Origin of the sequence: Streptomyces sp. P9-2B-2, from assembly GCF_030406865.1 — a bacterium.
GTDB classification, from domain to species: domain Bacteria; phylum Actinomycetota; class Actinomycetes; order Streptomycetales; family Streptomycetaceae; genus Streptomyces; species Streptomyces platensis.
Genome location: NZ_CP129126.1, coordinates 3,013,237 through 3,028,244, shown reverse-complemented (window position 1 = coordinate 3,028,244; position 15,008 = coordinate 3,013,237). Strand labels below are relative to the sequence as shown.

The window sequence follows — 15,008 nt, the reverse complement described above, 5'->3', positions numbered from 1 at the left end:
TGCGGTGCGGTGTCCGTCACTTGCTGCCGAGCGCCTTCTGCAGCGCGGCGAGGTTGGCGCGCTGCACACCGAAGTAGTCCGTGCCGCGGGACTTGTCGTTGATCCCCTCCAGCGGGTCCAGGACATCCGTCTTCAGGTGGAGGTCGCCGGCCAGGGCCTTGGCGGTGGCGGGGTTGGCGATGGTCTCGAAGAAGACCGTGGAGACGTGGTGCTCCTTGGCGAGGGCGTGCAGGTCCTTGATGCGCTTGGCGCTGGGCTCGGACTCGGGGTCGAGTCCGCTGATGGCCTCCTCGGTGAGGCCGTAGCGCTCGGCGAGGTAGCCGAAGGCGGCGTGGGTGGTGAGGAAGGTGTCGGACGACCGCTTCTTCAGGCCGTCCTTGAACTCGGTGTTCAGCCCGTCCAGCTTCTTCACCAGGGCGTCGGTGTTCTTCTGGTAGTCGGCCTTGTTCTTCGGGTCGGCCTTGGCGAGGGTCTTGTTGACGCCCTTGGCGACCTCGGCGTACTTCACCGGGTCGAGCCAGATGTGCGGGTCCTTGCCGCCCTCGGACTCCGAGTGCGAGTGGTTGTCGCCGGTGGTGTGGTGGTGGCCGTCGACCTCGGTGCCGTGCGCTTCGAGGGAGGTGAAGGAGGCCGCGTCGGCGACATGCTTCGCGCCGGACTGCTCGACGGCGTCGTCCACGGCGGGCTGGAGGCCCTTGAGGTAGACGACCGCGCCGGACTCGCCGAGCTGGGCGGTCTGCTTCGGGGAGAGCTCCAGGTCGTGCGGCTCGACCCCCGGCTTGGTGAGGTCGGTCACCTCGACGTGCTTCCCGCCGATCTGCCGGGCGAGGAATTCCATGGGATAGAAGGACGCTGTCACCCGCAGCTTGCCGTCCTCGGTCCGGGCGCCACCCGAGGGGGAGCAGGCGGAGAGGGCCAGCAGGCCGAGCACCGAGACTCCGGCGAGGGTCGCGGTGGATATGGGACGGCGTATGTTCATGACACTCATTTTCAACAATATTGGAAACGATTGTCAACAGCGGATGGGGCGGTGTGAGCGGGGCGACAGTGGGCCGGAACCGATTTGATCCGGGGGGTACGGCCGCCGGTACCCTGAACTATTCGCCCGCCCGTCTTTTGACCAGCACCCCTCATTGAGACGCTAGGGCGCCGCCCATCCATCGTTCGTCGTCGTAATGAAGAGAGCACCGTGGCCGCCGACAAGATCGATACCATCGTCAGCCTGAGCAAGCGCCGTGGCTTCGTCTATCCGTGCAGTGAGATCTACGGCGGCTCCCGCGCTGCCTGGGACTACGGTCCGCTGGGCGTCGAGCTCAAGGAGAACATCAAGCGCCAGTGGTGGCGCGCCATGGTCACCTCGCGCGAAGACGTCGTCGGTATCGACTCCTCCGTGATCCTGGCCCCCGAGGTCTGGCAGGCGTCCGGCCACGTCGCCACCTTCACCGACCCGCTCACCGAGTGCACCTCCTGCCACAAGCGCTTCCGTGCCGACCACCTGGAAGAGGCGTACGAGGCGAAGCACGGCAAGCTGCCCGAGAACGGCATGGCCGACATCAACTGCCCGCACTGCGGCAACAAGGGCGGCTTCACCGAGCCCAAGCAGTTCTCCGGCCTGCTCTCCACCCACCTCGGCCCCTCGCAGGACACCGCCTCGGTCGCCTACCTGCGCCCCGAGACCGCCCAGGGCATCTTCACCAACTTCGCCCAGGTGCAGCAGACTTCCCGCAAGAAGCCGCCGTTCGGCATCGCGCAGATGGGCAAGTCCTTCCGCAACGAGATCACGCCCGGCAACTTCATCTTCCGGACCCGCGAGTTCGAGCAGATGGAGATGGAGTTCTTCGTCAAGCCGGGCGAGGACGAGCAGTGGCAGGAGTACTGGATGGCCGAGCGGTGGAACTGGTACCGCGACCTCGGCATCCGCGAGGAGAACATCCGCTGGTTCGAGCACCCGGCCGAGAAGCTCTCGCACTACTCCAAGCGCACCGCTGACATCGAGTACCGCTTCAACTTCGGCGGCACCGAGTTCTCCGAGCTGGAGGGCGTGGCCAACCGCACCGACTACGACCTCGGCGCGCACTCCAAGGCCTCCGGCCAGGACCTCTCCTACTTCGACCAGGAGGCCGGCGAGCGCTGGACCCCCTACGTCATCGAGCCGGCGGCCGGTGTGAACCGCGCGATGCTCGCCTTCATGCTCGACGCGTACATCGAGGACGAGGCGCCCAACGCCAAGGGCAAGATGGAGAAGCGCACCGTCATGCGCCTCGACCCGCGCCTGGCGCCGGTCAAGGTCGCGGTGCTGCCGCTGTCCCGCAACCCGCAGCTCTCGCCGAAGGCGAAGGGGCTGGCCACGGACCTGCGCAAGAACTGGAACATCGAGTTCGACGACGCGGGCGCCATCGGCCGCCGCTACCGCCGCCAGGACGAGATCGGCACCCCGTTCTGCGTCACCGTCGACTTCGACACCCTCGACGACAACGCGGTGACCGTCCGCGAGCGCGACACCATGAAGCAGGAGCGGGTCAGCCTGGACCAGATCCAGGCGTACCTGGGGGCGCGACTCCTCGGCTGCTAGTCCTGCGCGGGGCGGTGCCGTTCCCTTCTGGGACGGCGCCCCCTTGTGACCTCAAACGCCGGTCGGGCTCGGATTTCCGGGCCGGGCCGGCGCTTTTGTGTGCGGGGCGGGGCTGATTGCCGTGAGGACTGGGCGCCGTGGCGTCCTGGCGCCGGGGAGGGGCAGCGGGAATGCCTTGCGGTGCCCCCACGTTGTGGCCCGCAGGGGGGCCTCGTACCCCTTACGGGATCTGTTCGCCCGCCCCCTAGGCCCCTCGCGTCCGCCGCGATGCGAGCCAGGCACACAGGCCCGCCAGGGGCAGTTCCGCTCCGACAGCCATGGCGAGGGCGGTGGCCAGCTCCGTGCCGGGGGCGGCGGTGGCCAGGTCGAGGCAGGCGTCGGCGAGGAGCAGGACGGCCGCGGCGGCCGCGGGGGCGCGGTGGTGGGAGTCGCCGCGCAGCAGCCGGGTGCCGGCGGCGAGGAGGGCGGCGGCCTCCAGGGCGTCCAGCGCGACCCAGGCGGCGGCCTCGGCGGGCGGGAGGGTGCCCGCCAGGAAGCCGAGCCAGGGGAGGAGGGCGAGTCCGGCGCCGGTCAGGATCCGGCCCTGCCGGCGGCGGGCGGCACTGAGCGGCACCGGGCCGGTGGCGTCGCGACGGGCGTAACTTCCGTCGATGGCAGGGGCGTTGAAGGCGCTGAGGGACATGGAAAGGTCTCTTTCGGAAGTCGCGAACCCGGCCGTCGGGCTCGTGATCAACACTCCGGTTTCGGGGGCCTTCCGTCAGTAACGTCGCTGTCCGACTTGGGGTGGCACCAGCTACACCCCCGGTACGGACGCTGCTGTCATGGCCGCCGTATCAACCGTCCCCATACGGTTGGATCATGACTGTCCCGCCCCGGCTGCGCCGGGCTCTCGTACGTATGCGGCGCGACCTCGCCTTCGTCGCCGCGGGGGTGCCGCTGCATCTCGTCCCGGCGCTGCTGTCCTGGTGGGCGCTGTCCCTGCTGGCCGACACGGCGACCGGGACTTCCTCCGACGCCCCGGTGGTGCTGACGGCCCCGCTGACTCTGCTGGTCGTCGCCGGGTACGGCTTCACCGAGGCGCAGCGGTGGCGGTTCCGGGCGATATGCGGGGTGGAGCTGCCGCGGCTGCGGTTCGCGGAGGGAAAGCGGCAGTTGGGCTACAACTGGCTGGTGGGCCCGCTGCTCGGCGTGCTGGAAGTCCTGCTGCTGGGGCTGGTGTTGGTGGCGCTGGTCGCGGCGCTGGTCCTGGTGTGGGTGTGGCTCGTGCCGCCGCAATGGCGCCGCGGGTACCCCGGCTACACCACCACCGGCGCCTATCTCACCGTGCTGGGGCTGGTGGCGCTCGCCGCGGTGCCCCCGCTGGCCGCGGGGCTCGTCCGGCTGGAGATTCTGGTGGGGCGGGCGGTGCTGGGGGTGAGCCGGTCCGATGAGCTGGCGCGGCGGGTGGAGGACCTCACCGAGAGCCGGGCCGGTGCGGTGGACGCCGCCGATGCCGAACGGCGGCGCATCGAGCGGGACCTGCACGACGGCGCCCAGCAGCGGCTGGTGTCCCTCGCGCTGAACCTCGGGCTCGCCAAGGCCACCCTCACGGATCTGCCGCCGGAGGCGCAGGAGGTCATCGATGCCGCGCACCGCGAGGCGAAGGACGCGATCGAGGAGCTCAACAATCTGGTGCGCGGCCTCCACCCGGCCGTTCTGGACGAACTGGGGCTGGACGCCGCGCTGTCGGGGCTCGCGGCCCGCGCGCCGCTCCCCGTACGGCTGCGGGTGGATCTGCCGGCGGAGCTGCCGCAGCGGACCGCGCCGGCCATCGAAGCCGTCGCCTACTTCGTCGTCTCCGAGGCGCTGACGAATGTCGCCAAGCATGCGCGGGAGGCGACCCGGGCGGACGTGACGGTCACCCGGCTTGCCGAGATACTGCGGGTGGTGATCGCCGACGACGGTATGGGCGGCGCCGATCCGTCCAGGGGGAGCGGTCTGAAGGGGCTCGCCCAGCGCGTGCGCTCCGTGGACGGAACCTTCCGGATGAGCAGCCCCGTGGGGGGCCCGACCATGATGAGCGTGGAGCTGCCGTGCCCGATGTGAGGCGTGCCGTGATCGCCGAGGACTCCGTTCTGCTGCGGATCGGGCTGGTCAGGGTGGTGGAGATGGCCGGGTTCGAGGTGGCGGCCGAGGCGGGGGACGGACCGGAGCTGCTGGCGGCGGTCGAGGAGCACCGGCCGGATCTGGCGGTGGTGGATGTGCGGATGCCGCCCGGATTCACGGATGAGGGTGTGCGCGCCGCGCTGGCGATCCGTCAAAAGTGGCCCGATACAGCGGTGTTGATGCTTTCGCAGTACGTCGAGGAGCGGTACGCGGCCGATCTGCTGGCGACGAACACCAGCGGGGTGGGCTACCTGCTCAAACAGCGGGTCGCGGATGTCGAGGAGTTCATCGAGGCGCTGCGGAGGGTGGCGGGCGGCGGCACCGCGCTGGACCCGCAGGTCGTCGCGCAGTTGCTGGTGCGCCGGGCGAGCGATCCGCTGGAGCGGCTGACGGCCCGCGAACGGGACGTGCTCGCGCTGATGGCCGAGGGACGTTCCAACGCGGGCATCGCCGCACAACTGGTGGTGAGCGAGAGCGCGGTCGCCAAGCACATCAACAACATTCTGGCCAAGCTGGATCTGCCCAAGGCCGACGCCGATCACCGCCGGGTGCTGGCGGTGCTGCGGTTCCTGGGGGTGGCGGGCTAGGGCCTGTTGCGTGCCGGTGCTCCGTGGCGTGATGCGCCTGCACGGTACGGCCCGTGGCCGGGTCCATGACCTGTTCCGGCGCCGGCAGCGGGACGGTAACTGGTCCCGGATTGTCACCCGGCTCCCTCGTGAGTGGCTCAGTGGTCCTCGCTCGGGCCCTCCGCCTCGAATGCCTGGGCCACCGCGAGACTGTCTTCGTAGACGTGGTGTCGAGTGACAAGGCCGTGTTCGACTGTGAGGTGCAGGGCGAACCGTGCGCGGTAGGCGCGTCCGGTGGGCCGGGCGGTCTGGCGGATCTCGCCGAGCACGACCGCATCGTTGCCGTCTATGAGGGTGCGCTCGATCTCGGTGGCTGCGGCCCCGGGCACGTGGTGCTCGGCGAGCTCGCGGTAGTGGGCGGCGGCGTCGGCCCGGGTGGACCGGTGGCGGATCCACGGGGTAGCGGGGCGGCCGTGTTCGGCCTCCGGCCAGTCCAGCTTCCAGTCGCCTCGCTCGGCATACAGCTCGGCGATGCGCTCGGAGTCGCCTTCGCCGATCCGGCGCAGCAACTCCTCCACCGCAGCACGCGTGGTCGTGGGTGTGGTCGGTGCCATCGCTGATCCTCCAGTTCGGAACCCGCGTCCTGCGACGCGGTGATCACCATTCTTGCCAGCGCCGACAGCCCACGGCGATTACCTCTCAGGTAAGCGCGCACTCCAGCCGGTCAGGTGATGGGGCGTGCTCGGTGGTTGGCGTCGATCGCGACGCAACAACGCCTGGACGGGCGGTCGTTGCATAGACTTGATGATCAACCTGCCGGCTCCAGCTCAAAAGGAGATGACATGAGACAGCAGCCTCCGTTCGCTTCCCTGTCCGCCGCGCTCGCGGCGCTAGGGACGGTGCTGGGCGTCCTCGCGGTCCAGCTGCGCGCCAACGGTTACGAGCCGTACGTCGAGTCCGTGGCCACCACCAGCGTCCTGATGTGGACCACTGCGTGCCTGACGGTCGTGACGTGGGTCCGCTACCGCCAGCAGAGTTCGGACTGAGTTCCGCCGCTGCCGACGGGCGCCGGGGCAGCCGCCCCGGCGCCCGTCGCGTGCGATGATCGCCCTCACCGCGGGAACGTCCGGAGGAGGAACCGCCCATGGCATCGCCGACACCGGGACGGCCCGTACGCGGCTCGACCACGGGGCGGCCGCTCATGGCCGCGCTCGACCTCTTCGGCCGGCGGTGGACGCTGCGCGTCGTCTGGGAGCTGAAGGAAGGCTCCCTGGGCTTCCGCTCCCTTCAGCAACGGTGCGACAACATGTCGTCCAGCGTGCTGCGCCAACGTCTGCTCGAACTCGTCGACGCGTGCCTGGTGGAGCAGACACCGGACGGACAGTACGCCCTCACCGACCTCGGCAAGGACGCCTACCGGGCCCTTCGCCCTCTCGTCCGCTGGTCGGACGGGTGGGCCGCGGAGCTGGCCGAGCGCTCCCGCCCGGGCGCCGGGGAACAGACCTGATCGCAGCTCCTCCTGGTGGGTGGGACGGGCCCCGGGGATGTGCTCGGTAGGGTCGGCCCACGGATCGGACCGCGTATCGCACCACGTATCGCACACGTATCGCATGCGGAGGAGCCATGAGGGTCTTGCAGACCGCCACGCTGCTGGTCGCGACGCTCGGCGCGGGCCTGATGGCCGGACTGTTCGCCGCCTTCGCCTACGCGGTGATGCCCGGCCTCGCCCGCTCCGCCGACCGTACCTTCGTCCAGGCCATGCAGCACATCAACCGGGCCATCCTCAACGGCTGGTTCCTGGTCCCTTTTCTGTTGCCGATCCCTCTGCTGGTCCTCGCCACGGTTCTGGCCTGGAACGGCCAGGGGCGGGTGGCCCTGCCCTGGATCGTCGGCGCGCTGGTGCTCTACCTGGCGGGTTTCTTCGTCACCAGCGGCGTCAATGTCCCGCTCAACAACGCCTTGGACAAGGCCGATACGGGAGACGACAGCCGCGCGGAGGCCGCCCGGGCCGCCTTCGAGGGCCGCTGGGTCACCTTCAACACCGTCCGCGCCCTCCTGCACACCGCGGCCTTCGGCCTCCTCGCCTGGGCCCTCTTTCTGCACGGCACGGCGGGGGTGGGGTAGGGGCGGGGTGGGCGGACGGAATTCGGCAGGGGGCGCCCGGGCCCCAGGAGGGCCGGCACTGCATCTGACGTGTGCTGCCCCGTCAGCGCAGATGTTGCTCCTGTTCAGGCATCCGTGCGCAGGCCGCGCAGGACCAGGTCGCGGACGGCCTCGAAGTCGGTGGTGATCTCGGGGCGGGACCATTCGGGGGCGTAACACGGGTCGTGAAAGCGGCCGGTGGCGTCGAAGACGGCGCGGGCGGTGGTGGCGGGGGAGGGGGTGTGGAAGTCGCCCTGGCTCACACCGGCTTCGATGATGGAGGTGAGCTGGGATTCGAGGTCGGTGACATGGCGCTCGACCACGCCGCCGCTCTCGCCGATCAACGTCATGTAGGTGGCGAACAGTTCGGGATCGTCGCCGGCCTTGTGCCGCTTGGCCTCGAAGAGGGCGGTGAGCCAGCGGTCCAGCCGCTCCGGAGCAGGTCCTTCCGCCGTGACGATGACCGACAGTTCCTGGCTCGTACGGTCCAGCCAGCGTGCCGTGACCGCCTCCCGCAGCGCCGCCTTCGTACGGAAGTGGCGGTAGACGCTGCCATGGCTGACGCCCAGGGCCCGTGCCACATCGACGACCGTGGCCTTGGCCGGGCCGTAGCGGCGCAGCACCTCCTCGGTGGCTTCGAGGATGCGCTCGGGAGTCAACGTCTCGGGGGGCATGCGGCGGGTCGGCCTTTCGGGAGGGCGGGCGGTCACGCGGCGGCGACGGGGTGGGACCGGGCGGGACCGGGCGGGGACCGCGTGGGGGCGTTGTGGGGACGGTGATACGTACGGACGGTACCTGGCCGCGCCCCGTACCCGCTGCGGTGGCCGCATGGACGGTGGCTCGTAGGTAGGCCCGGTGGCCAGCATGCGCCGATGCGCCGATGCGCCGATGCGCCGATGCGCCGATGCGCCGATGCGCCGATGCGCCGATGCGCCGATGCGCCGATGCGCCGATGCGCCGATGCCCCGATGCCCCGATGCCCCGATGCCCCGATGCCCCGATGGTCCGCTGGCCCGCTGGGGCCGGTGTGTCTCCTCCTTCGTCAGTGCTCGCTGTCCAGGTGGGCCATCTGCTCGGTGGGGTAGCGGTCGCCGGCGGCGGCGCCGGGCGGGATGGCGTGCTCGATCGCGGACAGATCGTCGGCGTCCAGGGTGATGTCCAGGGCGCCGAGGGCCTCGGTCAGCCGGTCGCGGCGGCGGGCGCCGACCAGCGGGACGATGTCCGTGCCGCGGGAGAGCACCCAGGCGATGGCGGTCTGGGCGACCGAGACGCCCTTCTGGTCGGCGATCTTGCGCAGGGCGTCCACCAGGTCGAGATTGCGGTCGAGGTTCTCGCCCTGGAAGCGCGGGCTCATACCCCGGAAGTCATTCGCGGCGAGCTTGCGGTCGCGGGTGAAGTGGCCGCTGATCAGGCCGCGGGACAGGACCCCGTAGGCGGTGATGCCGATGCCCAGCTCCCGGGCGGTCGGCAGGATCGCCTCCTCGATGCCGCGGGAGAGGAGGGAGTACTCGATCTGGAGGTCGGAGATCGGGGCCACGGCCGCAGCCCGGCGCAGGGTCTGTGCGCCCACCTCGGACAGGCCGATGTGGCGGACATGACCGGCCTCGACCAGCTCGGCGATGGCGCCGACGGTCTCCTCGATCGGGACGTCCGGATCGACCCGGGCGATGCGGTAGATGTCGATGTGGTCGGTGCCCAGGCGCTGGAGGGAGTACGCGGCGAAGTTCTTCACCGCGTTCGGCCGGCCGTCGTAGCCGGTGAAGCCGCCCTCGATGGTGCGCAGGGCGCCGAACTTGACGCTGATCTGCGCCTTTTCGCGAGCCGCCGCGGGGGCGGTGCGCAGCGCCTCGTTGATCAGCAGTTCGTTGTGTCCCATGCCGTAGAAGTCGCCGGTGTCGAGCAGGGTGATGCCCGCGTCGAGGGCGGCGTGAACGGTGGCGAGGGATTCGCTGCGGTCACTGTCGCCGTAGAGGGCGGACATGCCCATGCAGCCGAGGCCGAGAGCGGAGGTCTGCGGGCCGGTGGTGCCCAGGGTGCGGGTCTGCACTGTGTGCTCCTGAAGGTGATGACGGGAGTGAGGGGTGAGGGGGAGGGAGGGGACGGGGAACGGCTGCCGTGCACTCAGCATGGCATGACGACTGACAGATTTCAATATCTGTCAGTCGTCATGTGTCGGTCGAGGGGTGCAGCGCTTCACCGCGCCTCACCTCACCTCAGTGCACCTCCCCGCACCTCACCGCACAGTGCGGGGCAGGCGCAGGGTGAGCAGCGTGGTGCCCGCGACGATCGCCAGTTGCGTCAGCAGGGCGGCGAGCAGGGCGTCGCGGATGCCGACGGACGGCAGCAGTGAGAGGAAGAGGGTGCCGAGGGTGGCCACGCCCAGGGCGAGGCCGGACTGCTGGGTGGTGACCATGACGCCGCCGCCCACGCCCGCCTGTGTCATCGGCAGTTCGCTCAGCACGATGCGCATCACCACCGGCATCACCATGCCCTGGCCGAAGCCCAGTACGGCCATGCTCGGCGCAAGGGTCGCCACCGATATCCCGGGCCAGCCGTCGTGCACGGTCAGCGCCAGCAGCGCCAGCCCGGTGCCCTGGATCAGGGAGCCGGCGACCACCACCCGCCGCCCGAACCGCAGCACCAGCCGCGGACCGGCGAGCGAGGCGAGGAAGAAGGCGGCGCACAGCGGTGCCAGGGACAGTCCGGCCGCGAACGGGCCGAAGTGCAGGCCGTTTTGGAGGGCGACCGCCACCACGAACATGAAGCCGCCGAAGCCCAGGGTGAACGGAACGAGCATGAGGAGTCCGCTGTTCACGGAGGGGATGCGGAGCAGCGAGGGCGGGACGAGCGGCGTCCGGCCGAGGCGCTCGGCCCGGCGCTCGACCAGCACGAACGCGGTGGCGGCAAAGGGGAAGACGGCCAGCAGGACCCAGGACCACAGGGGCCAGCCGGCCGCCCGCCCCTCGGTCAGCGGCAGCAGCAGGGTGATCAGCGTGGCGGCGAGCAGCGCGGTGCCGGGGCCGTCCACCCGGGCCGGGTGCGGGGAGCGGGTCTCGGGGACCGTACGGGCGGCCAGCAGCCAGGCCGCGGCGGCTATCGGGACGTTCACCAGGAAGACCGCGCGCCAGCCGGTGCCCGCCAGGTCGACGGAGACCAGCAGCCCGCCGAGTACCTGGCCGACGGCGCTGGACACCCCGGCCGTGCCGCCGTACAGGCTGACGGCCTTGGCGCGCCGCTTGCCGGTGGTCGCCGCCTGGATGGTGGCCAGTACCTGCGGCAGCAGCAGGGCGGCCGCGGCGCCCTGGGCGACCCGGGCGGCCACCAGCGTCCACGCGTCCGGCGCCAGACCGCAGGCCAGCGAGGTCAGCCCGAAGGCGGCCAGGCCCCACAGGAACATCCGGCGGCGGCCGATCATGTCGCCCAGCCGCCCGCCGACCACCAGCAGCATCGCGTAGGCGACGCCGTAACCGGCCACCACCATCTCCAGCATCGCCGGGCCCGCGTGCAGATCGTGGTCGATGGTCGGCAGGGCGACATTGACGATAAAGAAGTCGATCATGGGGAGGGCCGCGCCCAGCAGTACGGTCAGCAGGCCGAGCGGGGTCAGCACGGTCGAGGTCTGCTGCTGTCGGGCGGGGCCGGGTGCGGCCGGTGCCTCCGGGGTCGCCGGGGCGCCCGGGGACGCGGCCTCCGGGGCGGTGGCCAGGGTGCCGAGGCGCCCGGCCGGGGCTTCCGTGGTGGTCATCTGTGCTCGGGTATCGCTCACGGGGTCGACGATCGTCGACCGCTCAGCCGGGTACCAGAGTGTTCTTATCCTGGTACCAGTACTACCTGGCAACAGGATCGGGCCTGCGGCAGGCTGGACCCATGACCGTGGACCCGCTCCTGCCGCAGCCTGCCACAGGCCCCGGTGGCGCCGCCGCCCCGCCGTACGGCACCGCCCCGCGCGATGGCGCCGCCCGCCGGGCCGAGCTGGCCGCTTTTCTGCGCAGCCGACGGGAGCGGATCACGCCCGAGCAGGTCGGACTGCCGCGCGGCGCCCGCCGGCGTACGCCCGGACTGCGCCGCGAGGAGGTCGCGCACCTGGGCGCGGTCGGGGTCACCTGGTACACCTGGCTCGAACAGGCCCGGGACATCCATGTATCGCCGCAGGTCCTGGACGCGGTGGCCCGTGCGCTGCTGCTCGACCGCGCCGAGCGCAGCCATCTGTTCGCGCTCGCGGGGGCGGTCGATCCGATGCCCGGCAGGGAGTGCACGGGCGTCACCCGGGAGCTGTGGCAACTGCTGCACCAGCTCACGCCGTTCCCCGCGGTCGTCCAGAACAGCCGGTTCGACATCCTCGCCTACAACCGCACCTACGGCCGTCTGCTGTGCGATCTCGACGCGGTGCCCGAAGAGGACCGCAACTGTATGTGGCTGGCGTTCACCCACCCCGTGTGGCGGGCCGGCCTCGGCGACCTGGAGGCCACGCTGCGGGTGATGGCCGCCAAGTTCCGGGCGTCGATGGCCGAGCATCTCGCCGAGCCGGCCTGGAAGGCGCTGGTCGCGCGGCTGATGGAGGCCTCGCCGGAGTTCCGTGAGATCTGGGCGCAGCACGAGGTCCTGCGTCCCGTCAGCGCCGTGAAGATCTTCCGGCATCCGCGGGTGGGCCCCCTCCAGCTGACCGCCACCAGCCTGTGGACGGGGCCCAACCCCGGTCCCAAGCTGCTGTATTACACGCCCGTGGACGAGATGTCCCGGGAGCGGCTGGAGCAACTGGCAGCCGAGCCGGCGGCGCTCGCGGCGGTGTGACCGTACGGGCGAGGGCCTGAGGAGCCGAGGAAGACTGAGGGGGCGAGGGGCGTCCACGGATAACCAACTTCCGTCTGTGGCAACACGTCTGACACAGCGAATCCTCTTGCATGGTGCGGCACGGAGAGGGGAACAGCTCTCCTTGCCACGAGGTGACCGGATCTCACTCGCTGAGGTCTGACGAGGGGGACTCGTATGACATCAACAGACCCGGCGGAGCAGTCGTGGAACCCGCCGGCAGCGGACCGGGACACCCACGGGGGCCCGCCGCCCGCGGCCCCACCGCCGCCGCCCGCTGCCCCGCCGCAGCCACCGGTCGGTCCGTCGCCTGCCGCCGATCCCTACCCCGATGTGGCACCGGCGGCATCGGGACGGTCGATCATCGGGGTCGATCTGCGGGTCAGCAAGCGGCTGCTCTGGGTCGGTGACGCCTACTACCCGCTCCAGAACGTCGCGCGGGTGTACACGCTCACCATCCACCCCCGGCGCAAGGAAGCCGTCCTGCTCTTCGTGAAGCGGTTGCTGCTCCTCGGGGTGGCCACGGTTCTCCTCCTCCTGCTTGCCGCTACCAACAGCGGCTTCGGGGGCAGCAGCGACGATTCCGGCGGAGTCACCGTCCTCGTGGTGATCGCCGCGGGTGCCGCACTGGTCTACTCCCTGGTGAAGATGCTGAAGGTGCTCAGCGCGCTCCCGCACTTCGTCCTGGCCGTGGAGACGACGGGCTCCTCCAGCGCCGTGGTGTCCAGCCCCGACCCGGACCAACTGCGGCGGCTCGCCCACCAGATCGCGCACGCGATCGAGAACCCCGCGGCCGAGTTCACGGTGCGGGTGAACACCGTCGCTGTCAGCCCCAAGCACTACTATTTCGGGGACAACGTCAACATGTACGGCGGCACCGGCAACGTGGGGATGGCGAGCTGATGAGCGGCGGAGGTCAGCACTACTACTTCGGCAGCGGCGACCACGTCACCCTGCACGGCGGCTCCGGCAACGTCGGCATCGACAAGCGCGTCACCCCGGCCCCGGAGATGCCCCCGGCCGCCCAGGAGGCGCTGCGCGAACTCCTCGTCCTGGTGCAGGAGTTGCGCGGCCAGGTCCCGCAGGCGGGCGCCGAGGCCCTCGATGACTCGCTGCCCGCTCTCCGGGCCGAGGCGAATGTCCCGCAGCAGGAGCGGCACCGCGCGCTGTACGCCGTCGCGGGCATCGCCGGGACCTTGGGCGCGCTCGGCGTACCGATCGTCGAGGCCGTCAACAAGGTGCTGGGACTCCTGGGCGCGCAGTAAGTACCCGCGCACCACTCCTGCGCAGGGCGCCTGGAGCCGGACCGTACGTCTAGGACCGCGCGTCCGCCGGCCGGTACCCCGGGGCCTCCTCCTTGAAGAGTGCCGCCGTGCGGTCGGCGGTCGCCCGCGCCCAGCGGCCGGTGGTCAGTGCGCCGAGCAGCAGGACGGCCGCGCCGCAGCCGGCGATGATCCACCACGCCGGGCGGCCGGCCGCGAGGAAGGCGTCCGCGGTGGCGGAGGCATGCGCCCCGCTCGCCAGTACGGCGCCGATCACCGCGACGCCGAGTGACTGGCCGACCTGTCTGCTGGTGGAGGCGACCGCGGCGGCCACCCCGGCCTGGGTACGGGGCATCCCCGACACCGCGGTGTTCGTGATCGGCGCGTTGACCAGGCCGAACCCGATGCCGAACAGCACATAGCCGGTGAACATCAGCGGATCCGCCGACTGGGCGTCGAACGCCGCGAAGAGCAGCCCGCTGGCCCCCATCGCGGCCCCGGCCAGGAGCAGGGGGAGCCGGGGCCCGCGGCTGCCGACCAGCCGCCCCGACAGCGGCGCGAAGATCAGCGTCATCCCGGCCATGGGGAGCATGTAGAGACCGGCGTCCAAAGCGGACAGACCGCGGATGTTCTGGAGATACAGCGTATTGATGAAGAGGAAGCCGGCCAGCGCGGCAAAGGCGCAGACCGCCACGACCGTGGCCCCGCTGAACGGCGCGCTGTGGAAGAACCGCAGATCGATCAGGGGTTCCCGGCGGCGCCGCTCATAGCCGATCAGACCGGCCAGCGAGGCCAGCGCGAGCAGCACGAACGCCAGGATCTCCGGGGACGCCCAGCCGGCGTCCGGGGCCTCGATGATCGCGTACGTGAGGGAGCCGAGCAGCCCGATCACCAGCAGCTGGCCGACCGGGTCGACGCGGCGCGGCCTGGGGGCGCGCGATTCGGGGACATAGCGCAGGGTCAGGAAGAGCGCGAGGGCGCCGATCGGGACGTTGATCCAGAAGATCGAGCGCCAGCCGACGCTCTGCACCAGCAGCCCGCCGATCACCGGCCCGGCCGCCATGCTGATGCCGACGACACCGCCCCACACCCCGATCGCCCGGGCCCGCTCGCGCGGCTCGGTGAAGGTGTTGGTGATGATCGACATCGCGACGGGGTTGAGCATCGAGCCGCCGACCGCCTGCACCATCCGGAAGACCACCAGCCACTCCAGACTCGGCGCCAGGCTGCACAGCAGCGAGCCGGCCGCGAAGACCACCAGGCCGGTCACGAAGACCCGGCGCCGCCCGAGCCGGTCGGCGGTGGAGCCGGCCAGCATCAGCAGCGCCGCCAGCACCAGGGTGTAGGCGTCGATGGTCCACTGCATACCGGCGACCGTGGCGTGCAGGTCACGCTGTACGGAGGGCAGCGCGACATTGAGGATGGTGTTGTCGAGGCTGACGATCAGCAGGCTCATACAGCAGATCGCCAGCACCAGAAGACGCCGTCGACGACTGAGCTCAGGCATTCTTG

At 70.8% G+C, this 15,008-nt stretch carries 16 protein-coding genes; 9 read left to right on the top strand and 7 right to left on the bottom strand.

What is annotated here, in order from left to right; translation table 11 throughout:
• Window positions 1–16: 16 nt before the first annotated feature.
• Window positions 17–979: a metal ABC transporter substrate-binding protein gene (locus QT196_RS13240; protein ID WP_168479038.1), complete on the bottom strand. Its 963-nt coding sequence runs from the start codon at window positions 977–979 to the stop codon at window positions 17–19.
• 210 nt (window positions 980–1,189) lie between these two features.
• On the opposite strand from QT196_RS13240, the gene QT196_RS13235 reads away from it, so the two are divergent.
• Complete coding sequence (locus QT196_RS13235; RefSeq protein ID WP_168479037.1) at window positions 1,190–2,572, top strand: glycine--tRNA ligase; 1,383 nt, start codon at window positions 1,190–1,192, stop codon at window positions 2,570–2,572.
• Between the two features lie 244 nt (window positions 2,573–2,816).
• Here QT196_RS13235 and QT196_RS13230 read toward each other — a convergent pair whose 3' ends face one another.
• Window positions 2,817–3,254 (bottom strand): hypothetical protein, encoded by a 438-nt coding sequence (locus tag QT196_RS13230; RefSeq protein ID WP_266730886.1) that lies wholly within the window; start codon window positions 3,252–3,254, stop codon window positions 2,817–2,819.
• A 176-nt stretch (window positions 3,255–3,430) separates the two neighbouring features.
• Here QT196_RS13230 and QT196_RS13225 point away from each other — a divergent pair, with 176 nt between their 5' ends.
• Window positions 3,431–4,657: a sensor histidine kinase gene (locus QT196_RS13225; RefSeq protein ID WP_290354956.1), complete on the top strand. Its 1,227-nt coding sequence runs from the start codon at window positions 3,431–3,433 to the stop codon at window positions 4,655–4,657.
• Between the two features lie 8 nt (window positions 4,658–4,665).
• Window positions 4,666–5,304, top strand: coding sequence for a response regulator transcription factor (locus QT196_RS13220; RefSeq protein ID WP_168483719.1), 639 nt, complete (start codon window positions 4,666–4,668; stop codon window positions 5,302–5,304).
• A 137-nt stretch (window positions 5,305–5,441) separates the two neighbouring features.
• Here the strand turns inward: QT196_RS13220 and QT196_RS13215 are convergent, their stop codons facing one another.
• Window positions 5,442–5,897 (bottom strand): nuclear transport factor 2 family protein, encoded by a 456-nt coding sequence (locus tag QT196_RS13215; protein WP_290354955.1) that lies wholly within the window; start codon window positions 5,895–5,897, stop codon window positions 5,442–5,444.
• Between the two features lie 228 nt (window positions 5,898–6,125).
• Between QT196_RS13215 and QT196_RS13210 the strand changes: the two genes are divergently transcribed.
• The 3 genes from QT196_RS13210 (at window position 6,126) to QT196_RS13200 (ending at window position 7,407) form a co-directional block, all read left to right on the top strand.
• Window positions 6,126–6,329: an SCO3870 family protein gene (locus QT196_RS13210; protein WP_042154618.1), complete on the top strand. Its 204-nt coding sequence runs from the start codon at window positions 6,126–6,128 to the stop codon at window positions 6,327–6,329.
• A gap of 98 nt (window positions 6,330–6,427) precedes the next feature.
• On the top strand, window positions 6,428–6,790 hold the full coding sequence (locus QT196_RS13205) for a helix-turn-helix domain-containing protein (RefSeq protein WP_290354954.1): 363 nt from the start codon (window positions 6,428–6,430) through the stop codon (window positions 6,788–6,790).
• 116 nt (window positions 6,791–6,906) lie between these two features.
• A complete protein-coding gene (locus QT196_RS13200; RefSeq protein WP_290354953.1) occupies window positions 6,907–7,407 on the top strand; it encodes an anthrone oxygenase family protein in 501 nt (166 codons plus the stop codon).
• Window positions 7,408–7,511: 104 nt separating this feature from the next.
• Here QT196_RS13200 and QT196_RS13195 read toward each other — a convergent pair whose 3' ends face one another.
• The 3 genes from QT196_RS13195 to QT196_RS13185 all read right to left on the bottom strand — a co-directional run bounded on the left by QT196_RS13195 (window position 7,512) and on the right by QT196_RS13185 (window position 11,170).
• The gene (locus tag QT196_RS13195) at window positions 7,512–8,099 is read right to left on the bottom strand and encodes a TetR family transcriptional regulator (protein WP_085927086.1); all 588 of its coding nucleotides are present in this window, start codon (window positions 8,097–8,099) and stop codon (window positions 7,512–7,514) included.
• Between the two features lie 368 nt (window positions 8,100–8,467).
• Complete coding sequence (locus QT196_RS13190) at window positions 8,468–9,472, bottom strand: aldo/keto reductase (protein WP_290354952.1); 1,005 nt, start codon at window positions 9,470–9,472, stop codon at window positions 8,468–8,470.
• Between the two features lie 186 nt (window positions 9,473–9,658).
• Window positions 9,659–11,170: an MFS transporter gene (locus QT196_RS13185; RefSeq protein WP_168479029.1), complete on the bottom strand. Its 1,512-nt coding sequence runs from the start codon at window positions 11,168–11,170 to the stop codon at window positions 9,659–9,661.
• Between the two features lie 122 nt (window positions 11,171–11,292).
• Here QT196_RS13185 and QT196_RS13180 point away from each other — a divergent pair, with 122 nt between their 5' ends.
• The 3 genes from QT196_RS13180 to QT196_RS13170 all read left to right on the top strand — a co-directional run bounded on the left by QT196_RS13180 (window position 11,293) and on the right by QT196_RS13170 (window position 13,499).
• Window positions 11,293–12,216: a helix-turn-helix transcriptional regulator gene (locus QT196_RS13180; protein WP_248001126.1), complete on the top strand. Its 924-nt coding sequence runs from the start codon at window positions 11,293–11,295 to the stop codon at window positions 12,214–12,216.
• A gap of 195 nt (window positions 12,217–12,411) precedes the next feature.
• On the top strand, window positions 12,412–13,137 hold the full coding sequence (locus tag QT196_RS13175) for a DUF6232 family protein (protein ID WP_290354951.1): 726 nt from the start codon (window positions 12,412–12,414) through the stop codon (window positions 13,135–13,137).
• Entirely contained in the window at window positions 13,137–13,499 is a 363-nt protein-coding gene (locus tag QT196_RS13170; protein WP_168479028.1) for a hypothetical protein, read from the top strand. The genes QT196_RS13175 and QT196_RS13170 overlap by 1 nt, the downstream gene beginning before the upstream one ends.
• Window positions 13,500–13,548: 49 nt before the next feature.
• Here the strand turns inward: QT196_RS13170 and QT196_RS13165 are convergent, their stop codons facing one another.
• Window positions 13,549–15,003: an MFS transporter gene (locus tag QT196_RS13165; protein ID WP_168479027.1), complete on the bottom strand. Its 1,455-nt coding sequence runs from the start codon at window positions 15,001–15,003 to the stop codon at window positions 13,549–13,551.
• Window positions 15,004–15,008: the final 5 nt, after the last annotated feature.